This is a genomic window from Modicisalibacter sp. MOD 31.J, assembly GCF_020147985.1.
GTDB lineage: Bacteria > Pseudomonadota > Gammaproteobacteria > Pseudomonadales > Halomonadaceae > Modicisalibacter > Modicisalibacter coralii.
This window is the reverse complement of record NZ_JAGXFF010000004.1, coordinates 326,829-349,157: the sequence shown is the minus strand read 5'-3', so window position 1 is coordinate 349,157 and position 22,329 is coordinate 326,829. Positions and strand designations below refer to the sequence as shown.

Annotated in this window: 22 protein-coding genes; 3 read left to right on the top strand and 19 right to left on the bottom strand. The window is 66.3% G+C overall.

The features are described from left to right. Positions 1 to 120: 120 nt before the first annotated feature. Together leuD and leuC are read right to left on the bottom strand one after the other, a co-directional pair. A complete protein-coding gene (gene leuD / locus KGR00_RS15530; protein WP_129142088.1) occupies positions 121 to 768 on the bottom strand; it encodes a 3-isopropylmalate dehydratase small subunit in 648 nt (215 codons plus the stop codon). A 3-nt stretch (positions 769 to 771) separates the two neighbouring features. Next, the gene (leuC, locus tag KGR00_RS15525) at positions 772 to 2,211 is read right to left on the bottom strand and encodes a 3-isopropylmalate dehydratase large subunit (protein ID WP_129142089.1); all 1,440 of its coding nucleotides are present in this window, start codon (positions 2,209 to 2,211) and stop codon (positions 772 to 774) included. Between the two features lie 178 nt (positions 2,212 to 2,389). Here leuC and KGR00_RS15520 point away from each other — a divergent pair, with 178 nt between their 5' ends. Continuing rightward, positions 2,390 to 3,283: a LysR family transcriptional regulator gene (locus tag KGR00_RS15520; RefSeq protein WP_129142090.1), complete on the top strand. Its 894-nt coding sequence runs from the start codon at positions 2,390 to 2,392 to the stop codon at positions 3,281 to 3,283. Between the two features lie 42 nt (positions 3,284 to 3,325). Here KGR00_RS15520 and phaC read toward each other — a convergent pair whose 3' ends face one another. From phaC to prmB, 5 genes are all read right to left on the bottom strand, one after another. Next, complete coding sequence (phaC, locus tag KGR00_RS15515) at positions 3,326 to 5,164, bottom strand: class I poly(R)-hydroxyalkanoic acid synthase (RefSeq protein ID WP_224419574.1); 1,839 nt, start codon at positions 5,162 to 5,164, stop codon at positions 3,326 to 3,328. A gap of 144 nt (positions 5,165 to 5,308) precedes the next feature. Continuing rightward, positions 5,309 to 5,752 carry a phasin family protein gene (locus KGR00_RS15510; RefSeq protein ID WP_129142176.1) on the bottom strand — a complete coding sequence of 148 codons (444 nt, stop codon included), beginning with the start codon at positions 5,750 to 5,752 and terminating at the stop codon, positions 5,309 to 5,311. 108 nt (positions 5,753 to 5,860) lie between these two features. Next, on the bottom strand, positions 5,861 to 6,199 hold the full coding sequence (locus KGR00_RS15505) for a hypothetical protein (RefSeq protein ID WP_129142177.1): 339 nt from the start codon (positions 6,197 to 6,199) through the stop codon (positions 5,861 to 5,863). A gap of 201 nt (positions 6,200 to 6,400) precedes the next feature. Beyond that, complete coding sequence (gene aroC, locus KGR00_RS15500; RefSeq protein ID WP_224419573.1) at positions 6,401 to 7,486, bottom strand: chorismate synthase; 1,086 nt, start codon at positions 7,484 to 7,486, stop codon at positions 6,401 to 6,403. A 19-nt stretch (positions 7,487 to 7,505) separates the two neighbouring features. Further along, positions 7,506 to 8,459, bottom strand: coding sequence for a 50S ribosomal protein L3 N(5)-glutamine methyltransferase (gene prmB, locus KGR00_RS15495; protein WP_224419572.1), 954 nt, complete (start codon positions 8,457 to 8,459; stop codon positions 7,506 to 7,508). Positions 8,460 to 8,591: 132 nt separating this feature from the next. On the opposite strand from prmB, the gene KGR00_RS15490 reads away from it, so the two are divergent. Next, on the top strand, positions 8,592 to 9,164 hold the full coding sequence (locus KGR00_RS15490) for a Smr/MutS family protein (protein ID WP_129142180.1): 573 nt from the start codon (positions 8,592 to 8,594) through the stop codon (positions 9,162 to 9,164). A 25-nt stretch (positions 9,165 to 9,189) separates the two neighbouring features. Here KGR00_RS15490 and KGR00_RS15485 read toward each other — a convergent pair whose 3' ends face one another. After that, complete coding sequence (locus KGR00_RS15485; protein ID WP_224419571.1) at positions 9,190 to 10,215, bottom strand: patatin-like phospholipase family protein; 1,026 nt, start codon at positions 10,213 to 10,215, stop codon at positions 9,190 to 9,192. 16 nt (positions 10,216 to 10,231) lie between these two features. Beyond that, entirely contained in the window at positions 10,232 to 11,107 is an 876-nt protein-coding gene (locus tag KGR00_RS15480) for an alpha/beta hydrolase (RefSeq protein WP_224419570.1), read from the bottom strand. A gap of 302 nt (positions 11,108 to 11,409) precedes the next feature. Here KGR00_RS15480 and KGR00_RS15475 point away from each other — a divergent pair, with 302 nt between their 5' ends. Then, entirely contained in the window at positions 11,410 to 12,357 is a 948-nt protein-coding gene (locus KGR00_RS15475) for an AEC family transporter (RefSeq protein WP_224419569.1), read from the top strand. 121 nt (positions 12,358 to 12,478) lie between these two features. Here the strand turns inward: KGR00_RS15475 and KGR00_RS15470 are convergent, their stop codons facing one another. The 10 genes from KGR00_RS15470 to KGR00_RS15425 all read right to left on the bottom strand — a co-directional run bounded on the left by KGR00_RS15470 (position 12,479) and on the right by KGR00_RS15425 (position 22,208). Continuing rightward, on the bottom strand, positions 12,479 to 14,056 hold the full coding sequence (locus tag KGR00_RS15470) for an aldehyde dehydrogenase (NADP(+)) (protein ID WP_224424448.1): 1,578 nt from the start codon (positions 14,054 to 14,056) through the stop codon (positions 12,479 to 12,481). A 31-nt stretch (positions 14,057 to 14,087) separates the two neighbouring features. After that, positions 14,088 to 14,822: a FadR/GntR family transcriptional regulator gene (locus tag KGR00_RS15465; RefSeq protein WP_224419567.1), complete on the bottom strand. Its 735-nt coding sequence runs from the start codon at positions 14,820 to 14,822 to the stop codon at positions 14,088 to 14,090. 148 nt (positions 14,823 to 14,970) lie between these two features. Then, positions 14,971 to 15,123, bottom strand: coding sequence for a hypothetical protein (locus tag KGR00_RS15460; protein WP_162500930.1), 153 nt, complete (start codon positions 15,121 to 15,123; stop codon positions 14,971 to 14,973). Between the two features lie 10 nt (positions 15,124 to 15,133). Then, on the bottom strand, positions 15,134 to 16,450 hold the full coding sequence (locus KGR00_RS15455; RefSeq protein ID WP_129142094.1) for a TRAP transporter large permease subunit: 1,317 nt from the start codon (positions 16,448 to 16,450) through the stop codon (positions 15,134 to 15,136). Beyond that, positions 16,450 to 16,980, bottom strand: coding sequence for a TRAP transporter small permease subunit (locus KGR00_RS15450; RefSeq protein ID WP_224419566.1), 531 nt, complete (start codon positions 16,978 to 16,980; stop codon positions 16,450 to 16,452). Before KGR00_RS15450 ends, KGR00_RS15455 begins: the two co-directional genes overlap by 1 nt. A gap of 63 nt (positions 16,981 to 17,043) precedes the next feature. After that, complete coding sequence (locus KGR00_RS15445) at positions 17,044 to 18,123, bottom strand: TRAP transporter substrate-binding protein (RefSeq protein WP_224419565.1); 1,080 nt, start codon at positions 18,121 to 18,123, stop codon at positions 17,044 to 17,046. Positions 18,124 to 18,186: 63 nt separating this feature from the next. Then, positions 18,187 to 19,458: a glucarate dehydratase family protein gene (locus KGR00_RS15440; protein ID WP_224419564.1), complete on the bottom strand. Its 1,272-nt coding sequence runs from the start codon at positions 19,456 to 19,458 to the stop codon at positions 18,187 to 18,189. A 24-nt stretch (positions 19,459 to 19,482) separates the two neighbouring features. After that, the gene (gene kdgD / locus KGR00_RS15435) at positions 19,483 to 20,400 is read right to left on the bottom strand and encodes a 5-dehydro-4-deoxyglucarate dehydratase (protein ID WP_224419563.1); all 918 of its coding nucleotides are present in this window, start codon (positions 20,398 to 20,400) and stop codon (positions 19,483 to 19,485) included. A gap of 264 nt (positions 20,401 to 20,664) precedes the next feature. Next, positions 20,665 to 21,150, bottom strand: a complete 486-nt coding sequence (gene sixA / locus KGR00_RS15430; RefSeq protein WP_224419562.1) for a phosphohistidine phosphatase SixA — start codon at positions 21,148 to 21,150, stop codon at positions 20,665 to 20,667. Next, positions 21,147 to 22,208 (bottom strand): NAD(P)H-dependent glycerol-3-phosphate dehydrogenase, encoded by a 1,062-nt coding sequence (locus KGR00_RS15425; protein ID WP_224419561.1) that lies wholly within the window; start codon positions 22,206 to 22,208, stop codon positions 21,147 to 21,149. Before KGR00_RS15425 ends, sixA begins: the two co-directional genes overlap by 4 nt. Between the last annotated feature and the right edge of the window lie 121 nt (positions 22,209 to 22,329).

Below are 22,329 nucleotides of genomic sequence, written 5' to 3'. Positions count from 1 at the left end.
GGCGTCGGCCCCGCTGGGCCGACGCGTCGTGAATGGGGCGCTGTCCTTGCGCGGCCGTCGTGCGACGGTGTCCCGGTTTGTGTCCAGCGTTGTGGTTGTCTGGGCGCTGACAAGCGCCGATCAGCCCGCCTGGCGGAACAGCCAGGGGCGCTTTTGCCGATGCGCCTGCTCGAACTCGCGGATCGCTTCCTCATGCTGCAGGGTCAGACCGATGTCGTCGAGCCCGTTGAGCAGGCAGTGCTTGCGGAAGGCGTCGAGCTCGAAGGTCAGCACCTCGCCGCTCGGCGTGGTCACGGTCTGCGCCTCGAGGTCGACGTCGAGCCGGTAGCCCTCGTTGGCCTCGACTTCCCGGAACAGCCGCTCGACCGTGGCTTCGTCGAGGGTGATCAGCAGGATGCCGTTCTTGAACGAGTTGTTGTAGAAGATATCGGCGAAGCTCGGCGCGATGATCACCCGGAAACCGAAGTCCTCGAGCGCCCAGGGGGCATGCTCGCGGGAGCTGCCGCAACCGAAGTTGCGCCGTGCCAACAGCACGCTGGCCCCCTGGTAACGGGGCTGGTTGAGCACGAAGTCGGGGTTGAGCGGACGCTGACTGGCGTCCTGCCCCGGATAGCCCTCGTCGAGATAGCGCAGCTCGTCGAACAGGTTGGGCCCGAAGCCGGTGCGCTTGATCGACTTGAGGAACTGCTTGGGAATGATCAGGTCGGTGTCGACGTTGGCCCGGTCGAGCGGGGCCACCAGGCCCTGGTGCTGTTTCAGTGCTTGCATGGCTCAGGCCTCCTCGGGCTGGCGGTTGAATTCACGGACGTCGACGAAATGCCCGGCCAGGGCAGCGGCGGCGGCCATCGCCGGGCTGACCAGATGGGTACGCCCGCCGTAGCCCTGGCGCCCCTCGAAGTTGCGGTTCGAGGTCGAGGCGCAGTGCTCGCCCGGCTCGAGCTTGTCGGCGTTCATCGCCAGGCACATCGAACAGCCCGGCTCGCGCCACTCGAAACCGGCCTCGATGAAGATCTTGTCGAGTCCCTCGGCTTCGGCCTGGCGCTTGACCAGACCGGACCCCGGCACGACCATCGCCAGCTTGACCGAGTCGGCGACCTTGCCGCCACGCGCCACCCGGGCGGCCTCGCGCAGGTCCTCGATGCGCGAGTTGGTGCACGAGCCGATGAACACCTTGTCGAGGCGGATGTCGGCGATCTTCTGACGCGGCGCCAGGCCCATGTAGTCGAGCGCTCGGGTCACGCCGCCGCGGACCGTCTCGTCGGCCTCGGCCGCCGGATCGGGGACTTCGCCGGTGATCGGCGCGACCATCTCGGGACTGGTGCCCCAGGTCACCTGCGGGGCGATCTCGGCGGCGTCGAGCACCACCTCCTTGTCGAATACCGCGTCGTCGTCGGAGACCAGCTCGCGCCAGTCGGCGACCGCGGCCTCCCAGATGTCGGCGGCGGGCGCGAAGGGACGCTCGCGCAGGTAGTCGATGGTGGTGTCGTCGACGCCCACCAGGCCGACCCGCGCGCCGGCCTCGATGGCCATGTTGCAGATGGTCATGCGCCCTTCCATCGACAGGTCGCGGATCGCGCTGCCGGCGAACTCGACCGCGTAACCGGTGCCGCCGGCGGTACCGATGCGGCCGATCACCGCCAGCACAATGTCCTTGGCGGTGACGCCGGCGCCCAGTTGGCCCTCGACGCGCACCCGCAGGTTCTTCATCTTCTGCGCCACCAGGCACTGGGTGGCCAGCACGTGTTCGACCTCGGAGGTGCCGATGCCGTGCGCCAGGGCGGCGAAGGCGCCGTGGGTGGCGGTATGCGAATCACCGCAGACCACGGTCATGCCCGGCAGCGTGGCGCCCTGCTCGGGGCCCACCACGTGCACGATCCCCTGGCGGGCATCGTTGATGCGAAACTCCTCGATGCCGAAACTCTCGCAATTGTCGTCCAGGGTCTGGACCTGGATCAGCGATACCGGATCCTTGATGCCGGCATTGCCCTCGGCGCGCTCGACCAGCGTGGTCGGCACGTTGTGATCCGGCGTGGCCAGGTTGGCGTCGAGTCGCCACGGCCGGCGGCCGGCCAGACGCAGCCCTTCGAAGGCCTGCGGCGAGGTCACCTCGTGCAGCAGGTGGCGGTCGATGTAGATCAGGGCGCTGCCATCGTCGCGCTGCTTGACCAAGTGTTGCGACCACAACTTGTCGTAAAGCGTCTGGCCTGCCATGGGTCTCCTCCAGCGGGCTCGTCCGAGCCGGGTTGTCACGTGGGCCGGGGCGTCCGGCATATCGACATTCTGGGATGTCTTGCTTGCCGACTAGCCTAAGAAGTTGCCATCATGAAAGCAATTCATGTTTTTCATTCTTTGGATTCCAAACAGGAATTCATCAAGTCAGGCGAGCCCCATGGACACCCAAAGCCTTCAGGCCTTCGTCGCCGTGGCCGACAACGGCTCTTTCTCGCTGGCCGCCGAGCAGCTGTTTCTGACCCAGCCGGCGGTCAGCAAGCGTATCGCCAGCCTGGAGGATCAGGTCGGCGCCCGGCTGTTCGATCGCATCGGACGCCGCGTCACCCTCACCGAAGCCGGTCGCTTGCTGCTCGGCCGGGCCCGCGAGATCCTGGTGATGGTCGACGACAGCCGCCGGGCCCTGGCCAACCTGTCCGGCGACGTCGGCGGCAGCCTGACCATGGCCACCAGCCATCACATCGGCCTGCACCGCCTGCCGCCGCTGCTCAAGGCCTACACCCAGGCACACCCCGAGGTGCGCATGGACATGCGCTTCCTGGATTCCGAACAGGCCTATCAGGGAGTGCTGGACGGTGAACTGGAGCTCGCCGTGGTGACCTTGGCGCCCTCCCCCAATCCACAGCTCACCGTGGTGCCGGTATGGGTCGACAAGCTACGCTTCGTGTGCGGCAACGAGCACCCGCTGGCCAGGCACGAGACACTGCCGCTCGCCGCGCTGTCGGACTTCGATGCGGTGCTGCCGGGACCGCTGACCTTCACCCGCGGGATCGTCGTCGAGTCCTTCGCGCGGGAGGGGCTGCAGGTGGAGGTGGCCCTGTCGACCAACTACCTCGAGACCCTCAAGATGATGGTCGCGATCGGCCTGGGCTGGAGTGTGCTGCCGGAATCGCTGATCGACGACGAGCTCAGCGTCCTGCCGATCGAGCACCGCCCCATCGAGCGCCCGCTGGGCTACCTGTTCCACAAGAGCCGCACCCTGTCCAACGCGGCCCGCTCGATGATCGCGATGCTCGACGAGGCCCGAACGCAGGAAGCCCGCCGTCGGGAATGACGGCGGGCTTCACGATACGACGGGTGAGGCTTACGAAGGGATCTAGTCGGCAGCGGCCTGGGAAGCGAGCACCTCGGGAATGGTCTGGCGCACGTAGCGCCCCGGCGCCGCCTCGATCGGTTCCAGTTCGCCGTCGCCCGGCTGACGGGCCGGCACCCGCTTGTCGGGGTCGGCGTACTTGTTGTCGGTCATCCAGGCCTGCCAGTGCGGCCACCAGGATCCCTCATGCTGGGTGGCGCCCTCGAACCATTCCCGCGGCGTCGGCGGCAGTGCGTCGTTGGTCCAGTAGCCGTACTTGTTCTTGCTCGGCGGATTGACGATCCCGGCGATGTGGCCGGAGCCGCCGAGCACGAAGGTCACCGGCCCCTTGGGGTACTGGGTGCCGTAGTAGGTGGAGTTCCACTTGGCGATATGGTCGTCGCGGGCCGAGACGAAGTAGCTGGGCGTGGAGATCTTGCGCAGGTCGATCTTGACCCCGTCGAGCTCGATGCCGCCGGGCTCGACCAGCCGATTTTCCAGATACATGTGACGCAGGTACCAGCCATGGGTGGCCGCCGGCAGGTTGGTGCCGTCGGTGTTCCAGTAGAGCAGGTCGAAGGCCGCCGGGGTCTCGCCCTTGAGGTAGTTGTTGACGAAGAACGACCAGAACAGGTCGTTCTCGCGCAGCAGGTTGAAACTGAACGCCATCACCCGGCCGTCGAGATAGCCGTCGGCCTCGAGTTGCCGCTCGATGCCCTGAAGGACCGGCTCGTTGATGAACACGCCGATCTCGCCGGGATCGCTGAAGTCCTGCAGGGTCGCCATGTAGGTGACCGAGCGCACCTTGCGCCCGCGCCGGGTACTGGTCAGATAGGCCACCGTGCTCGCCGCCAGGGTGCCACCCACGCAGTAACTGAGCAGATTCACCGACTTCTCGCCGCAGGCCTGTTCGATCGCCCCCATGGCGGCGATCGGCCCCAGCTGCATGTAGTCGGCCCAGGTCATGTCGCGCTGCTCGGGGCCGGGGTTGCGCCACGAGATCAGGAACACCGTATGGCCCTGATCGACCAGCCACTTCATCAGCGAATTGTCCTGGCGCAGGTCGAGAATGTAGTACTTGTTGATCCAGGGCGGCACCACCAGCAGCGGTGTCTTGAACACCTCCTCGGTGGTCGGGGTGTACTGGATCAGCTGGATCAGTTCGTTCTCGTAGATCACCTGGCCCGGCGTCACGGCGATGTTGGTGCCGACCTGAAAGGCCTCGCGGTCGGTCATCGCCACGTTGATGCCCTCGGCCGAGTTGGCCAGGTCCTCGCGCAGGCGGGCCAGGCCGTCCACCAGATTCTGCCCCTGCGTTTCCTGGGTGAGCCGCATCACCTCGGGGTTGGTGGTGACGAAGTTGGTCGGCGCCAGGGCGCTGACGTACTGGCGGGCGTAGAAGGCCAGATTCTGCTTCTGCTTGTCGGGCAGGTTGTCGGCGCCCTCGACCAGCTGTTCCACCAGCCGGGCGAACATCAGGTACTGCTGGAGGATGTTGCGATAGAAGGGGTCCTGCTGCCAGGCCTCGTCGCGGAAACGCCGGTCCTTGGGATCGGGCGCGACGACCATCTCGCCGGGCTCGCCCATCATCTCGCGCATCGTCTGCTGCCAGAGCTGCAACTGATCCTGAGCGAGACGAACCTGGGCGCCATAGATCGTCTCGGGCCGCTGGGCGAGCGCTTCCAGGGCAGCCATCACGCTGTCCCGGACGTCGCTGTAGACCGCCGAAGCCGCCTCGCTCGGCCACAATCGAGTGAACATCTCCTGCATCAGGCTGTGGTATTCCTGACTGATGGCCTCGATCTGGGCGGCCAGTTCCGGGTTCACCGGGACACCCAGTTCATTGGGCAACTCCGAGGTCATAGACCCTCCTCCCCCTGTCATTGTGATGCGCCAGACACGCCAAGACATGTCGACGCCCCCTGGGGCATCGACATGTCGTCGCCAATGGCGTCGCTCACCAGGGCCGACGAAGGCCCCGATGCCAGCGTGACCACGGTCGTCGGATCAGCTCGACTTGCGAGACGACGACTGGCTGGTGGACTTGGCGGAAGCCGTGGATTCCTTCGCCGTCTGGGCGGCCTTCTCCACCGTCTGGTTGGCCTGGTCGACCGCCTTCTCGGAGACTTCGTTGAAGGTGGTCTCGACCTGCGACTTGAAGGCCATGCTCAGTTCGGTCATGGCGCGAGCGTCCTCGATCATCTGCTTGGACAGCTCGTTCATCAACTCGGCCTGGCGCGTGGTGAAGTCGCGCATGTCGTCGGCGTCCTTGATCTCCGACGCGGCACGCATGCGCTCGGTACCCAGTTGGGTATAGCGCTTCATGGCCTCGAGCTGGTACTGGGTCATCTTCTCCATGTTGTCCAGCATCAGGCCGTTGAGCTTGCGCATCGGCTCGAAGAAGCTCTTGGCCTGGTCGGCGAAGGCGTTGAACATCTGGTCTTGTTGCATCACGAATCCCCCCTGGAGGAACGGCGTGGTCGAGACAGCGAACGTCGATTGCTGCACCGCACAAAGCGTAGTCCGAGACCCCTTGGCTTGCAACAGCCGGCCGCGAATTTACGTCTTGCGCCCCTGACGCGACGTCGCCTGGGCACTCGACGGGCGCGTCGTCGACTCGGCCGACGCCTCGTCGTTGCCGGTCGAACGGCCACTGCCCGCCTTGCGCAGCATGTCCATCATCATCTGCTGGTAATTGCCGAAGTTGGCCATGCCCTGGGTCATGCTCTGCTGGAAGAACGGCTGCATCAGGCTCCACGGGTCATAGCCCTCGACCCCGGCTTCCATCTGCTCCTGAATGCGCGCGAGCATGTCGCGCTGGAAAGCATCGACATCGGGCAACCCCAACGACTGTCGAAACTCGGCCGGCGTGAGATCGAACTCGACGTTTATCTTCATGGCATGACTCGTCTCGGGTGTGTTGCCCTGAGTGTAGCAGGCCTGGCACGGCTGCCGGCCAACGCCCTGGACAACGCCTCGCCAGGCGTCCTGACCGGCGAAGCCGACCGGGATGGCCCGGGTGCCGACAAAGCCGGCGGCTGGGGAAAAGCGACGGAAAAGGCAGGGTGCGCCCGGCGAACGCCGGGCGCGGAAAACGACTCAGGTCAGCCGCGGCGTATCGACCCGGACATCGGCATTCTGGGCACGATGGCGCAGCAGATGGTCCATCAGCGTCAGCGCCATCATCGCCTCGGCGATCGGCGTGGCGCGGATGCCCACGCAGGGGTCGTGACGCCCCTTGGTGACGACCTCGACGGGGTTGCCGGCGACGTCGATGGAGCGCCCGGGCACGGTAATGCTCGAGGTCGGCTTCAAGGCGAGGTGAGCGATCAGCGTCTGCCCCGAGCTGATGCCGCCCAGCACCCCGCCGGCATGATTGGAGAGAAAACCCGCCGGGGTCATCTCGTCGCGATGTTCGCTGCCGCGCTGGGCGACCGACGCGAAGCCGTCGCCGAACTCGACGCCCTTGACGGCATTGATGCTCATCAGGCCATGCGCGAGCTCGGCATCCAGGCGGTCGAACACCGGCTCGCCCAGCCCCACCGGCACGCCTTCGGCGACCACGCTGATGCGCGCGCCCACCGAGTCCTGATCGCGCCGCAGCTGGTCCATGAAGGCCTCGAGCTCCGGCACACGCTCGGGGTCGGCGCAGAAGAAGGCATTGTCGTCGACGGCCTCCCAGCTCTTGAAGTCGAGGGTCAGCGGGCCGAGCTGGCTCATGTAACCGCGCACCCGGATGCCCTGGGTGGCCAGGTACTGCTTGGCGATCGCCCCGGCGGCGACGCGCATCGCCGTCTCGCGGGCGCTGGAGCGGCCCCCGCCCCGGTAGTCGCGCAGACCATACTTGTGATGGTAGGTGTAGTCGGCGTGCGCCGGCCGGAAACGGTCCTTGATCTCGGAATAATCCTTGGAGCGCTGGTCGGTATTCTCGATCAACAGTCCGATCGACGTACCGGTGGTCACGCCCTCGAAGACGCCTGAGAGGATGCGCACCGCGTCGGGCTCGCGGCGCTGGGTGGTGTGACGCGAGGTGCCCGGCCGCCGGCGGTCGAGATCGCGCTGCAGGTCGGCCTCGGTCAGCGGGAGCCCCGGCGGGCAGCCGTCGACGATGGCCCCCAGTGCCGGGCCGTGGCTCTCGCCGAAGGTGGTGACGGTGAACAGCTTGCCGAAGGTGTTGCCGGACATGCAGCGATCCTCGATAGACTCAGGCGAAATGGGCGGCGTATTCGTCGAGCTCGGCGGCGGTGAGCGCGAACACGCCGTGGCCGCCGCGCTCGAACTCGAGCCACAGGAACGGCACCTCGGGATAGGCCGCCTCGAGATGGCGGTCCGAGTTGCCCACCTCGACGATCAGCACCCCGTCGTCCTCGAGGTGGCTGCGCGCCTCGCGCAGCAGCCGGCGCACGATGTCCAGGCCATCCTGGCCGGCGCCCAGCGCCAGCGACGGTTCGTGGCGGAACTCGGCGGGCATGCCGGTCAAGTCGCGCGCATCGACGTAGGGCGGATTGACGACGATCAGGTCGTAGCGCTGGCCGGCCAGCCTCTCGAACAGGTCCGAGGCCACGGCACGCACGCGGGAGCCGACCTCGTGGCGGGTGATGTTGATCTTGGCCACCGCCAGGGCATCGGGGCTGATGTCGGCCAGGTCGACCTCGGCGGTGGGCAGATGCAGCGCCGTGGCGATGCCGATGCAGCCCGAGCCGGTGCACAGGTCGAGCACCCGGGCCGGCGGCTGGTCGGGGAACCAGGCCGCGAAGTCATGCTCGATCAACTCGGCGATCGGCGAGCGCGGAATCAGCACCCGCTCGTCGACCACGAACGGATAACCGGCGAAGAAGGCCTCGCCCAGCAGGTAGGGCAACGGCTTGCGCGTCTCGATGCGTGCGCGCACCAGGGCGACGATGCGGGCGCGCTCGACGTCCAGCAGGCGACCGTCGAGCACCGCGGGATCGACATCCCAGGGGAGATGCAGCGCGCCGAGCACCAGCGCCACCGCTTCGTCCCAGGCACTGGCGGTACCGTGGCCGAAATGCAGCCGACCGACGTGGAACTCGCTGGTTGCCCAGCGCAGGCAGTCGCGCAGCGTGACCAGTTGCGCGGCGATCCGGGCGTCGTCGAGTGTCAGGGTGCTGTCGGGAGAAGAACGGGAAGCGCTCACACGGAGTCCTGTGCTGATGCCAAGGGTGAGCGGGGATTGTACCCGTCCGGGATCACGCTTCACAGTCGGTGTGCAGCCGCTATACTGGGGCGCTCGCCATTCACCGCCCGGAACCAGCCAGGAGAGGGTCGCATGAGCCGACGCCGCGGCGCGTCCGATGAGGAGGTCTCGCTGTTTCGCCAGGCCCTGGAAGAGGCCGGCGTCAGACGCCTGACCAGCGACCGAGCCGACCCCGGCAAGCCGCGTCGCGACGACCGGGAGCGGGTGGCCGCGCGCCGCGATGCCGCCATGTCGTCGGCCAGCGATGCGCCGTCCAGCCGCACCAGCGACGGCCGCGTCGAACCGGTACGCCCCAGTGCGCGACTCGACTTCGCGGTCCCCGACCTGCCCTACCGCACCCGTAGCGCCCTGCAACGCGGGCGGATCGACTGGGAGGCCGGCCTCGACCTGCACGGCTATACCCTCGACGAGGCACGTGACCAGCTCGAGACCTTCCTTCACGATGCCCGCGGCCAACGCCTGCGCTGCGTCCTGGTGGTCCACGGCAAGGCGTGGACGGGCATGGCCGACTATCCGGTGATCAAGAGCCACGTCAACGCCTGGCTGCGCGAATGGCCGAGCGTGCTGGCCTTCTGTTCGGCCACCGACGCCGACGGCGGCACCGGCGCGGTCTACGTGCTGCTGCGCCGGCGCGGCGAGCACTAGGTGCTTTACGAAAACCTGCCGGCGTTCAATTGGCCGGCTTGCCGGTATCCGGCGCGCTGACCATGGCCTGCCCCTCGGACAAGGCGCCGCCCGGGCCCTCGTAGCGATCCAGCGCCTGGCGGGCGAGATGCCGTCCCAGGCAGATCAGCGCCTCGGCGCGATGGAACTCGTAGGCGCCGCAGACCGTCTTGGGAATCTCGACCAGTACGTCCGGCGGGTAGCCGGCGATCTTGTACTTGGCCAGCGCTGCCTGGGTGATCTCGAACGAGGTCAGCATGATGTCGAGCTTGCCCCAGGCTCGCTCGACGGCACGCGCCGAATGGCGCTCGTCGCCCGCATCGCCCTCCCCTGTGCCATTGCTGAACATCTTCTGGGCACGGGTCCTGACGCCGTTGAACCACTCACCGAGACCGCTGCCCTCGCCACCCCGCTGCGCCTCGCGCGCCTGCTCCTCGGCCGCCTCGGCGGGCGGCAGCAGCTCTTCCAGGCTGACCGGCCGGTGGGTCTGGGCGGTGGCGTTGACCGCCAGGATCAGGTCGGCGTGCGCCGCCACGGTGGGGATGATCGGCAAGGGGTTCATCAACCCGCCGTCGACCAGCACCTGATCGCCATGGTGGACCGGGGTGATGAGGCCCGGCACGGCGATCGAGGCGCGGATCGCCCGCAACAGCGGCCCGGACTGGAACCACACCTCACGCTGACGCAGCAGGTCGGTGGCGACGCTGGTGAAGGGAATCGCCAGATCCTCGATCGAGAGCCTGCCCAGCAGGCTCTCGAGCTTGGACATCACCTTGCTGGCACGCATCGCGCCCATCGGGCTCCAGGTGACGTCGACCAGCCGCAGGACGTCGAAGTAGTCGAGGCGGGTGACCCAGTCGCGGTAGCCCTCGAGCTCGCCGGCCGCATAGACCCCGCCGATCACCGCCCCCATCGAGCAGCCGGCGATCGCCACCACCTCGTAACCGCGACTCTCGAGTTCGTCGATGACTCCGATATGGGCGTAGCCCCGCGCTCCACCACTGCCCAGCACCAGCGCGACCCGCTTGTTCATGCCCTTTCGCCCCCCTCTATCGACCTTGCGACGCTTGCACGTGGTCCACGATGGCCTCGGCCACCGCGTCGACGGCCCCGGGCTCGAGATGCAGGTGGTGACCGCCGGCGAGAACCCGACGTTCCAGACGCCTCACGGCCTGACGGGCCCGCCCGGCGAATTCGCGTCCGCCGAGGATCCCCTGCTCGCCCTCGACCAGCAGCGCCGGCGCCTCGATGCTCGACAGCAGGGCCACGATCTGCTCGGGGCTGAAGCGCACCAGCGAGGGGCGCAGCAGGCGACCGTCGGTCCGGAAACGACACGCCCCATCGGCCTCGAGCATCACGTTGCGCCGGACCAGCGGTTCGGCGGTGACCGCGTCGATGGGCGTCACGCCGCCGTTGACCCGCATGGCGATGGCGGCCTCGATGTCAGCATAGCGCGGCGGCGCCGACAACGGACGACGATGCCCCAATAGCCCCTTGCGCAGTTGCGACGCGGTCTGCTCCACGGGGGTATTGAGCGTCCCCAGGCCGTCGAGCAGTATCAGCCTTTCCACCCGTTCGGGGACCGACGCCGCCAGCAGCCCGGCGACTCCCGCGCCCATCGAGTGGCCCACCACGGTGGTGGACGTCAGATCCAGATCGCTCATCGCGTCGAGCACGTCGTGCAGAAAGTCCCAGATCGCATAGTCGCTGTCGACGCTCTTGTGCCGCGACAGGCCGTGCCCGGCGAAATCCAGGGCGACCAGGCGAATGCCCAGCCGCTCGACCAGCAATGGCGCCAGGCGCGAGAAACTCGCGGCGTTGTCTAGCCAGCCATGCAGGGCCAGCCAGATCGGCGCCGCCTGCGGCCCCCAGCTCAGGCCGGCGAGGCGCCCTCCGGCCAGGGTGATGTCGACGGGTTCGGTCATGGGCAGGAATCTCCAAGCGAGTGATGGACAGCACGGGCGGCGAAGGTTCGCGGCGGCGCCATGGGCGGCCCCGATGGCCCACCCCGGCGATCCGGCTGGGACTAGCAGGCTAACGGGTTTACCATGTAACGCCAATGGCGAGCCACCCCGAGGCCTTCGCCCCCGCCTTCATCACCTCAGGAGATGCTCGTGCCCCCGTCGCCCCGTTCCCGCGGAACCCGCCTGCGTAATGCCCTGTTCTTCGCCACCGTGATTGCCGCGCTGGTCGTCGGTTTCTGGCTGGTCCGCCAAGGGTGACGGCCGTGAACCTGTTCGACGCCTTCCTGCACACCCTCGACGTCACCCTGCCGGTCTTCGCCATGGTGTTCCTGGGGATCCTGCTCAAGCGCATCCGCTGGATCGATACCGCGTTCATCTCCACCGCCTCGATGCTGGTCTTCCGGGCGACCATGCCGACCCTGCTGTTCTTGAGCATCATCAAGGCCGACCTCGATGTCGCCCTGCAACCCGGCCTGCTGTTCTACTTCCTGGGCTTTTCGGTGGCCAGCTTCTTTTTCGCCTGGGCTTGGGCACTGTGGCGCTGCCCGGTCGAGGACCGCGGCGTTTTCGTGCAGGGCGCCTTCCGCGGCAACTGCGGCATCGTCGGCCTGGCGCTGGCCGCCAGCACCTACGGCACCTTCGGGCTTTCCCTGGGCGGCATCATGGCCGGCTCGATCATCGTCATCTACAACATCTTCTCGTCGATCGTGCTGGCTCTCTACAGCCCCGGTGCCCAGTCGGACATCCGCTCGCTGCTCGTCAATCTGGCCAGGAATCCCCTGATCCTGTGCGTGATCCTGGCCATCCCCTTCGCCTACTTCCAGGTGAGCCTGCCCACCTGGCTGATGACCTCGGGCGAGTATTTCGGTTCGATGTCACTGCCGCTGGCACTGATCTGCATCGGCGGCACGCTCTCCACCAGCGCGCTCAAGGAAGGCAGTCGACTGGCGATCGATGCCAGCCTGTGGAAGACCATCTGGCTGCCGCTGCTCGGCACCCTGGGGGCGCTGGCACTGGGCTATCGTGGCGAGGCACTGGGCACGCTGTTCCTGTTCCTGGCCAGCCCCACCGCCGCCGTCAGCTTCGTCATGGCCAAGGCCGCCCATGCCAACGCCCGGCTGGCGGCCAACATCATCGTCATCTCGACCTTCTCCTGCATGCTCACCATCGCCACGGGGCTGTTTCTCCTCAAGGCGACCGGCCTGATCTGACCCTCTCGCGCCGACGACAGAAAGCCCCATCCGCAACGAATGGGGCCATTCTCAGCAGCCGGTCGGGGACACCGGCAGACACCGGCGGCTAGCGTCGTGCAACGCGCCCCGCCGTCGGCGCTCAGCCCTCGCGCTGGCCGTCGACCAGCCGCTTGAGCGCGAGCGGATTGCTCTCCTTGAGTGCCTCGGGACGCAGCGCGTCCGGCAGGTTCTGGTAGCACACCGGGCGCAGGAAGCGATGGATCGCCGCCGTGCCCACCGAGGTGGTGCGCGAGTCCGAAGTCGCCGGGTAGGGCCCGCCGTGGACCATGGCGTGGCACACCTCGACCCCGGTCGGCCAGCCGTTGACCAGGATGCGCCCGGCCTTGCGCTCGAGGATCGGCAGCAGCGCCCGGGCGCTGTCGAGATCGGCGTCGTCCATCTGCAGCGTGGCGGTCAACTGCCCCTCCAGGTGCTCGGCGACCTTCCGCACTTCCGCCTCGTCGGCGCACTCGACGATCAACGAGCTGGCGCCGAACACCTCGGCCTGCAGCCGCTCGTCGGCGAGGAAATCGCTCGCCGCGGTGACGAACAGCCCCGGCTGGCACTGGTTGGGGCTCTCGCCCAGGCTGCCGCGGGCCACCTCGCGGGTTTTCTCGTGGCTCGCCAGGCTGCTCACGCCCTGCTCGTAGGCGTCATGGATGCGCGGGGTGAGCATGGTCTGGCTGGCGCTGTCGCGCACCGCCTGGCCGGCGGCCTCGATGAAGGCGTCCAGCTCGGGGCCCTGGACCGCGATCACCAGCCCGGGGTTGGTACAGAACTGCCCGGCGCCCATGTTGAGCGAGCCGACGAAGCCCTCGGCCATGGTCTGACCGCGCTCCTTGAGCGCCGCGGGCAGCGGGAACACCGGGTTGATCGAACTCATCTCGGCATAGACCGGAATCGGCTCGGGGCGTGACTGGGCGGTGGCCACCAGCGCCTGACCGCCGCCGCGGGAGCCGGTGAAGCCCACCGCCTTGATGCGCGGATCGGCGACCAGCGCCTGGCCGACCTCCTGACCGGACCCGAACAGCAGCGAGAACACCCCCTCGGGCAACTGGCACTTGGCCACCGCTTTCTGGATGGCGCGGCCCACCAGCTCACTGGTGCCGGGGTGGGCGGAGTGCGCCTTGACCACCACCGGGCAGCCGGCGGCGAGTGCCGAGGCGGTATCGCCACCGGCCACCGAGAACGCCAGCGGGAAGTTCGAGGCGCCGAACACCGCCACCGGGCCCAGCGCGATGTGGCGCTGGCGCAGGTCGGCGCGGGGCATCGGCTGGCGCTCGGGGAGTTCCGGATCGACGCGCACGTCGAGCCACTCGCCGGCGCGCACCACCGAGGCGAACAGCCGCAGCTGGCCGCAGGTGCGGCCGCGCTCGCCCTCGATGCGCGGGATCGCCAGGCCCGACTCGTCGCTGGCGCGCTCGATCAGGTCGTTGCCCAGCGCCTCGATCTCGTCGGCGACGGTCTCGAGGAACGTTGCGCGTTCCTCGAGCGAGGTCTCGCGGTAGGTGTCGAACGCCGCCCAGGCCAGCTCGCAGGCACGGTCGACCTCCTTGGCGGTGCCGCCGGCATAGACCGGCTCCATGCGCTGGTTGGACGACGGATTGATGGCCTGGATCGGGTCGCTCGATCCGGCGACGGCCTGTTGGCCGATCAGCAGTTTGCCTTCCAGTGTCATGATTCCTCCCTCGTGCGTGGGGCAATAGGGGCTATTGCCGGTAAGACGCGTAGTTATCGCGTGCTCGACTCAAGTGCTCCAGCATGGCGTCACGGGCCGCTGCGGGGTGTCGCGCCAGGATCGTCTCGAGGATCACGTCATGTTCCTGGCCGACGCGCTCGAGATAATGGCGCGTGGCCTCGACGTCCAGTTCGACATCCAGCAGCTTGGCCCGCGGGATCGCGCCGAGATCGAATTGCTCGTAGAACGTGGCGAAGACCGGGTTGTGGGTCGCCCGGGCAATCGCGAAATGGAACGCGAAATCTTCCTCGCGAGCCTGCGAATCGTGCCGACACGCCGCGACGAATGCCCGATGGGCGGCCTCGAGGCGCCGACGGTCCTCGGCGTCGTGACGCGTCGCGGCCAGGGCGGCCGCCTCGGGCTCGAGGGTCAGGCGCAGCTCCAGGATGTGCAGAATGTCCTCGACGGTCGTCAGGCTGATCCGCTTGGCCGGCAGGGCCTCGACCGGCCGCGAGCGCAGCACGCGAGTGCCGATGCCGCGGCGCGTCTCGACCAGTCCCAGCGACTTGAGATGCGTGATCGCCTCCCGGACCACGGTACGGCTGACGCCGAACATCTCGCAGAGGCCGTTTTCCGGCGGCAGCTTGTCGCCGACCGGGATACGGCCCTCGACGATCAGCGTCTCGAGTTGCCGGGATACCTGGCCGGAAAGGCTGCCGTGCTGCGAGACACGTGACACGCCGAGTTGATTCATTGCTTGCTTCATCGTCCGTCCTGGATGCCGCGAAATACCTCGCTCGTCCCTCACCGGGCCAGTGCCGGCCGCTCGGGATCGAACCGCCAGTTCGCTATCAAGTATTGCATGGCCATGACGCCGTTGCGTCGTGACGCGGCGCTCATGGCCGACCCCGGCCTCACAGGAACATCATCCAGGTGATGAACCCGGCCATGAACAGACCGACGACCTCGGGCCACAGACCGAACCTGAATTCGTTGACCTCCTCGGGGGAGTCGCTGATGGTCAATTCGTCTTCCTGGCGCGTCAAATCTTGGTTGGACGGTTGCATATCGGCCTCCTCACTGGAACATCAGGTTGGGCAGCCACAGGGCCAACTGCGGGATCAGCAACACCAGCAGCATGCCGATCACCTGGAGCCCGATGAAGGGCAGCACGGCCCGGAAGATATGCTGCAACTCGACGCCCGGCGGCGCCACGCTCTTGAGGAAGAAGCACGCCGGGCCAAAGGGCGGCGACAGGTAGTAGATCTGGATATTCATGGCGAACAGCACCCCGAACCACACCGGATCGTAGCCCAGACCCACCACCACCGGCGCAAAGATCGGCACGGTGATGAAGATGATCGCGATCCACTCGAGAAACGTCCCCAGCACCATGACGATCGCCATCATGATCATGATCACCGCCAGTGGCGGAACGTCCAGGTTCTTCAGGAAATTGCTGAGAAAGCTCACCCCGCCGATCAGATTGTAGATGCCCACCAGGCTGACCGCCCCGAGCACCAGCCAGATGATCGAACCCACGGTCAAGGCGGTCTGACGCATTGCATCGCGGATCATTCGATACGAGAACTGCTTGAGAATCACGGCAATGATCATCGCCCCCACGGCGCCCATCGCCGCCGCCTCGGTGACGGTGGTGATGCCCGAATAGATCATGCCCAGGACCATGCCGATCAACAGGAACGGCAGGATCGCCCCCTTGAGGTACTTCAACCGTTGCCACAACGGCAAGCCCGTTTCGGGAATGTCGTTGATCGGCGCCAGCGCCGGATTCATCTTGCAGCGCACCACGATGTAGGCGATGTAGATGGCGGCAAGGATCATCCCCGGGATCGCCCCGGCGGCGAACAACTTGGTGATCGACACCTGAGCGGCGAGACCGTAGACGATCATCACCACCGAGGGCGGAATCAGTGTGGCCAGGGCACCGGCGGCGCAGATGATGCCGATCGACAGGTTGCGGTCGTAGCCCAGGCGCAGCATCTGCGGCAAGGCAATCAAGCCGAGCATGACGATCTCACCGCCCATGATGCCGCTCATCGCGGCGAGGATCACCGCCACGACACAGGTTTGCACGGCCACCGAGCCACGTGCGCGCCCACCGAGGATCGACATGCTGTCGAACAGGGCGTGGGCGATACCCGAGCGTTCGAGCACGTTGGCCATGAACACGAAAAAGGGCACGGCCACCAGCTCGTACTTTTCCAGGACGTGGTAGACGTTGGACGCCACCAGGAACAGCCCCTTGGGGCCGAAATAGATCAGGGCCGTGCACACCGACACCGACAGCGTGGTCACCCCCAGCGGAATGCCGAAGGCCATCAACGCCAGCAGCGCCAGGACGATCAACAGTGTGACGAGTTCGATACCCATTATTCGTGGCCTCCCCGGGCGTCGGATTGTTCACGGGCCCGGTCTTCGAACCAGTGGACCACGTTGGCCAGGAGCTGGAGCAGATACAGGGCCGCCCCGACCACCAGGGTCGGCTTGAGGTAGGCCGGCAGCAGCGGGTTGAAAGAGCTGCCGCTGCGCTCGGCGCCATGCATGGCCATCATCGCCGGTTCCCAGGCGGCGTAGATCAGGGCGGCCAGGGCGAAGATCGCCACCCCCAGGGACACCAGCTCCATCTTCTTCCACACGTGAGCCGGCACCAGCAGCTCGACCATGGTGATGGCGATATGGCGCTTGCGTTGGGTCACGTAACCGCTGGTCAATACCCACCCCGTGGCGCACAGCGCCATTATCGTCTCGAAGGTCCACTGGGTAGGAGCGTCAAAGATATAGCGCATGACCACCTCGAAGGCGGACAATGCGATGCAGGCAAAGAACAGTACGGCGCACGCATACCCGATGAAGGCGCTGACTCGATCCATACCCGCCGCCAGTCGGCTGAGTAGTCGCATAGCAGACTCCGGACATGAGAAGGGTCACGGCCGGTCCATGCCGTGACCCGAAGCGGGAACGCGTTAGCCTTGGGTGTTCTCGGTCTTGTCGTCGTTGCCCTGAGACGCCTGGTCCTTCAGCAGGCCGTGCGCCTTCATGTAGGCGACATGCGCATCGAACGCTTCCTGAGCCAGTTCGCTTTTCTGGGCATAGGCCTCCCAGGATTCGCGGGCGATTTCACGGAACTTGTCGCGTTCGGACTGCGGCCAGTCGATGACGGTAATGTCGCCCTTGGCCTTGTCGCGGGCGACCAGCTTTTCGTCCTGCTGATGGACGGCGTCGGCCAGGTCATTGAAGGCGTCGTAGAACCACTCGTGCAACGCCTTCTGGTCCTCTTCGCTCAGCGACTCCCAGGTACTCTGGTTGAGCGTGAACTGCTGCGACGACATGCTGTGAATGCCGGGATAGATCGGGTACTTGGCGATGTCGTTGAGACCGGAAGCGTCGTTGTTGACGTAGGCCGATGCATCGGCGGCATCCACCACGCCCTGCTGCAGCGAGGTATAGACCTCGGAGAAGGGAATGTTGACCGGCGTCGCCCCGGCCCGCTTGAAGACGTCGGCCGCCAGGCCCTCCGGCGAGCGGATCTTCACCCCCTTGAGGTCGTCGACACCACGGATCGGCACGGCGGCAACCAGCGCCTCGCGCTTGTAGGGGCCACAGCCGACGACATGCACCTTGTCACCGACTTCGGCGTCGATCGCCTTCTGCAGGACGGCCTCGCCGCCCCCGTTCTTGCAGAAATCGAGGAACTGGGAAGGCTTGTCGTAACCGGCAATCAGGTCGCCCATCAGTGCAAAGACCGGGTCCTTGCCGCTGAAGTAGGACGGCGCAGTCAGGTCGCCATCCAGCAGCCCCATGGCGACGGCGTCCATGGTTTCCTTGTAGGGCACGACACTGCCGGTAGGCATCAGATTGAGCGTGACATCGCCGCCCGTGGCTTCCTCGACCTTGGGAACCCAGTTGTCCTGCAGGTACTGATAGGCGTAGTCGCCGGAGTTGAAAGAGGTCTGGACCCGCAGTTCCTTCGCCTGGACGGCAGTCGCCGCCAGCATCGCGGTCGAAGCCAGGGAGATGGAATAAACCAGCGTGCGCATCTTCATGTTGTTTACCCTTGTCGCTGTTGTCGTGTTCAACATCGTTGCATGCCGCCCCTCGGAGCGGTCTCAGAAGCGGGGAGACTTGCCGGTCCAGTGCGGATCGTACTTCTGCATCTCCTTCACATCGTTGCGCGAACGGATGCCGCACTCCTGATAGTTGCGGGCCAGCACCGCGAGGGATTCACGGTCCAGCTCGACGCCCAGGCCCGGGGCATCCGGAACACGGACGCTACCGTTCTCGAACGCGATCTTGCCGCCGACGATGACCTCTTCCTCCTGCCACGGATAATGCGTGTCGCAGGCATAGGTCAGATTATCGATCGCCGCCGCGGCATGCGTCATGGCCATGAGGCTGATGCCCAGATGCGAGTTGGAGTGCATCGACAGCCCCAGCCCCCAGGTCTCGCAGATACGGGCGAGATCGCGCGTGGCCTGGAGCCCGCCCCAGTAGTGATGATCGGAAAGGATGACGTCCACCGACTGACGGCGAATCGCTTCGGGAAAATCGAAGAAACCGATCACGCACATGTTGGTCGCCAGCGGCATCCTGGCGGTCTCGTGGACCTTGCCCATGCCCGCCTTGCCCGGTGTCGGGTCCTCGAGGTACTGCAGCAGGCCGTCCATCGCCGGCATCAGACGCTCGGTCGTCTCGACCGTCCACCCGCCGTTGGGGTCGATACGCAGCGGATGATCGGGAAACGCCTCCTTGAGGGCCCGGACCGCGGCGAGTTCCTGCTCGGGTTCGAAGACCCCGCCCTTGAGCTTGATCGACTGGAATCCGTATTCGTCGATCATCTGGCGTGCCTCGCGCACCACGGCTTCCGGCGTGATCACTTCGCCCCACTTGTCGACCCAGCCGTCATCGAGGGACTTGTGCTCGCCGTACTTGTAGAACAGGTAGGCGCTGAAAGGCACCGCATCGCGGACCTTGCCACCCAGCAGATCGCAGACGCTACGACCGGTCAGCTTGCCCATCAGGTCGAGAAACGCGACCTCGAACGCCGCAAAGATGCGCGGCAGGGTGGTCGCCTTGTTGGTCCCCGGGGCCAGTTCGAGTCCGGTCTCGTCGGGCCCCTCTCCCCCCACGGCCTCGTCGACGATCGCCTTGAGCGTGTTGAGTTGAAAGACATCGAGCCCTTCCAGCTTCGGCGCCACCTTGTTGAGCTCTGACAGCGTCTGCTCGTCGCCATAGGACTCGGAGAGACCGTACTGGCCATCCTCGGTGACCACTTCGATGATCGAACGCAGCGCCCAGGGCTCGTGAATGCCGCTGACGTTGAGCAGGGGCGGATCCCGAAAGGCGATGGGCGTGATGACGACCGATTTGATACGCGACATGACGTACTCCCTCGTGGGCATTCGTTACAGGGTTTCAGCGCGTTCTACGAGCGCCTTGAGCGTGTTTCGCTCGTCGGCGGTGGGCATCACGAGCGGTGCGCGCACCGCTCCTGCCGGCTTGCCGATCAGCGCCGCGCCCGCCTTGATCAGGCTGACGGCATAGCCCTTCTTGTTGTCGCGCAGGTTGATGAAGGGAATGAAGAACTCGTTGGTGATCGTCTTGACCGTCGCGGCATCGCCCTGTCGCAGGGCCTTGTAGAACTTGCTCGCCATCGCCGGCACGAAGTTGAAGACCGCCGAGGAGTAGGTGTTCACGCCGATCGACAGGTAGGCTTCGGCGAAGATCTCGGCCGTCGGCACCCCGCCCACGTAGACCAGCCGGTCACCGACCGTCTTGACGATCTTGTTGAGGGCCTGGATATCGCCCTTGCCGTCCTTGAGACCGATCAGGTTGGGACAGGCATCGGCGAGACGTTGCACCGAGTCCGCCTCGAGCACCCCGTTGCCGCGGTTGTAGTAGACGACGTTGATCGAGGTCGACTCGCAGATCGCCCGGGCGTACGCCACCAGGCCGCCCTGCGGGCACTCGGTCAGATAGGGCGGCATCAGCAGGATGCCATCCGCCCCGGCTTCCTCCGCCGCCTTGGCGTAGGCCTTGCCGGCACCCACGCTGAGACCGGCACTGGCAATGATCGGCAGCTTGCCGCCCACCGTTTCCACGGCCACGGTGACGATCTCGCGGAATTCATCGAGCGTCAGGTTGAAGAACTCACCGGTGCCGCCGGCCACGAAGATGGCGGAGATGTCATGGCCGACGAACCACTCCAGACGCTGGCGATAGCTGTCGCGATCGAAACGCCCCTGGTCATCGAAATCGGTCACGGGGAAGGAAAGCAGGCCATCACCGATCGCCTCGATGACTTCGTTTCTGGAAAAATTCACGGATCGTTCCTCTTGCCCGGCTCGGGTATTTGAGACAACTGGTTCGTATGACAGGCAATCGCTGGGGGGCGCCATCACCAGGTGTCATACATCATACAAGTAGGAATCTAGGAGCCCGGTAGAAGTATGACAACATAGACCATGGTCTATGCGCCCAAGGTCAAAGGCGATCCAGAAGCGCTCTCGCGCTGGAAATGACAGGCCCCGAGGCTCGATGCACGAGTTCCGGGGCCGAGCGACAAAGCAACCGGGCCGAATGCCGGCTCAGGCGAGATCGCCAGGATGGCGGAAGGCGACGAGATCGGCGCAACCCGCCGCCCAGACCTCGGCTTCAAGGGCGGCGATGGCCGCGGTGGGCATCGGCAGCGAACTGCGGCGATCGCCCTCCACCAGGCGCCCGGTCAGCTCGCCGACCAGCGGCATGTGGCTGACCAGCAACGTCGGTGTCGCCGCGGCCTCGACCTGCAGCCAGTCGATCACCGGCGCCACCGGATCGTCGGGGGTGATCGAGGCGAGCGTTTCCACGTCCTTGCCGAGCGATTCGGCGACGATCCCGGCGGTCTGCTGGGCGCGTCGATAGGGGCTGGCAACGATCCGCAGCGCCCGGCGTTGCGCCTCGCTCAACGACCCGGCGAGCCAGCCCGCCATGCGTCGCGCCTCGTCCCTGCCGTGCTCGGTGAGTTCGCGAAGATGATCGGGCCGTCCCGGCGCCGCCTCACCGTGGCGCATGATCCAGATCGTCGCCGTCATGATTCCTCCTCGCGCCGCTTGGCCTCGACCACGTCCGCGCGGGCCAGGGTGAATTCCACGTCGCTGCTCTGCTCGTTGCGCATCAGCAGGGTGGCCATCTGGCGGGCCGGCACCTGATTGAACAGGACCTGATAGAGTCCCTCGCAGAGCGGCATGTAGACACCCTCCTCGCGCGACTTCTCGCGGACCAGGCTGACGGTGTTGACCCCCTCGGCGACCTGCCCCAGCGCCTCGATCGCCTCGTCGAGCGAACGCCCTTCGCCGAGCGCGAAACCCACCCGATAGTTGCGCGAATGCTGCGACGAGCAGGTGACGATCAGATCGCCCACCCCGGCCAGCCCCAGGAAGGTCATCGGATTGGCCCCCTGAGAGACGGCGAAACGGCTCATCTCGGCCAACGCCCGGGTCATCAGCATGCTGCGGGTGTTCTCGCCCATGCCCAGCGCCGCGGCCATGCCGGCGGCGATGGCATAGATGTTCTTGAGTGCCCCGCCGAGCTCCACCCCGTAGCGATCGTTGCTGGCGTAGACCCGGAAATAATCGCAGCCCAGAGCGTTCTGCACCTTGGCCCGGGTCAGCGCGTCGTCGCTGGCGATGACCGTGGCGGTGAGCTGCTTCTCGGCGATCTCCGCGGCCAGGTTGGGCCCCGACAGCACGCCGATGTGGGCAAAGCCGGTCTCCTCCTCGAGGATCTGGCTCATCAGCTTGAACCCATCGGCCTGGATGCCCTTGGTGGTGCTCACCAGGATCTGTTCGGGGTGCAGGAAGGCACGGGCCTGGCGCACCACCGTGAGGAAGGCCTTGGAGGGGATCGCCACGAACACCAGCTCGGCGTCCTCGAGTACCGTCTCGAGATCATCGGACGCCTCGACGGCGGGATTGATGGCGAAGTCGGGCAGATAGCGCGGGTTGCGATGCTCGCGGTTGATCGTCGCCGCCAGCTCGGGATCGCGCAGCCATTGGCGCACCCGCGCCCCGTTATCGGCGGCGATGCTGGTCAGCGCGGTCCCGAAGCTGCCGCCGCCCAGTACCGCGACCTTCAAGCGATCATCGGACATCCTCGACCTCTGGCTGGGGTGTGATGCAGGCATTGTAACGAAAAAACGCCCCGTGTCGGGGCGTCTCGAGATCGACGATGGCGCCGGCCCGTTACCGGACCGACGCGCTGGCTGGCGGGAT

Coding starts and splice junctions, on each gene's coding strand:
- leuD (WP_129142088.1), bottom strand. CDS start 768: ATGCAAGCACTGAAACAGCACCAGGGCCTGGTGGCCCCGCTCGACCGG.
- leuC (WP_129142089.1), bottom strand. CDS start 2,211: ATGGCAGGCCAGACGCTTTACGACAAGTTGTGGTCGCAACACTTGGTC.
- KGR00_RS15520 (WP_129142090.1), top strand. CDS start 2,390: ATGGACACCCAAAGCCTTCAGGCCTTCGTCGCCGTGGCCGACAACGGC.
- phaC (WP_224419574.1), bottom strand. CDS start 5,164: ATGACCTCGGAGTTGCCCAATGAACTGGGTGTCCCGGTGAACCCGGAA.
- KGR00_RS15510 (WP_129142176.1), bottom strand. CDS start 5,752: ATGCAACAAGACCAGATGTTCAACGCCTTCGCCGACCAGGCCAAGAGC.
- KGR00_RS15505 (WP_129142177.1), bottom strand. CDS start 6,199: ATGAAGATAAACGTCGAGTTCGATCTCACGCCGGCCGAGTTTCGACAG.
- aroC (WP_224419573.1), bottom strand. CDS start 7,486: ATGTCCGGCAACACCTTCGGCAAGCTGTTCACCGTCACCACCTTCGGC.
- KGR00_RS15490 (WP_129142180.1), top strand. CDS start 8,592: ATGAGCCGACGCCGCGGCGCGTCCGATGAGGAGGTCTCGCTGTTTCGC.
- KGR00_RS15485 (WP_224419571.1), bottom strand. CDS start 10,215: ATGAACAAGCGGGTCGCGCTGGTGCTGGGCAGTGGTGGAGCGCGGGGC.
- KGR00_RS15480 (WP_224419570.1), bottom strand. CDS start 11,107: ATGACCGAACCCGTCGACATCACCCTGGCCGGAGGGCGCCTCGCCGGC.
- KGR00_RS15470 (WP_224424448.1), bottom strand. CDS start 14,056: ATGACACTGGAAGGCAAACTGCTGATCGGCCAACAGGCCGTCGCCGGA.
- KGR00_RS15465 (WP_224419567.1), bottom strand. CDS start 14,822: ATGAAGCAAGCAATGAATCAACTCGGCGTGTCACGTGTCTCGCAGCAC.
- KGR00_RS15460 (WP_162500930.1), bottom strand. CDS start 15,123: ATGCAACCGTCCAACCAAGATTTGACGCGCCAGGAAGACGAATTGACC.
- KGR00_RS15455 (WP_129142094.1), bottom strand. CDS start 16,450: ATGGGTATCGAACTCGTCACACTGTTGATCGTCCTGGCGCTGCTGGCG.
- KGR00_RS15450 (WP_224419566.1), bottom strand. CDS start 16,980: ATGCGACTACTCAGCCGACTGGCGGCGGGTATGGATCGAGTCAGCGCC.
- KGR00_RS15445 (WP_224419565.1), bottom strand. CDS start 18,123: ATGAAGATGCGCACGCTGGTTTATTCCATCTCCCTGGCTTCGACCGCG.
- KGR00_RS15440 (WP_224419564.1), bottom strand. CDS start 19,458: ATGTCGCGTATCAAATCGGTCGTCATCACGCCCATCGCCTTTCGGGAT.
- sixA (WP_224419562.1), bottom strand. CDS start 21,150: ATGACGGCGACGATCTGGATCATGCGCCACGGTGAGGCGGCGCCGGGA.
- KGR00_RS15425 (WP_224419561.1), bottom strand. CDS start 22,208: ATGTCCGATGATCGCTTGAAGGTCGCGGTACTGGGCGGCGGCAGCTTC.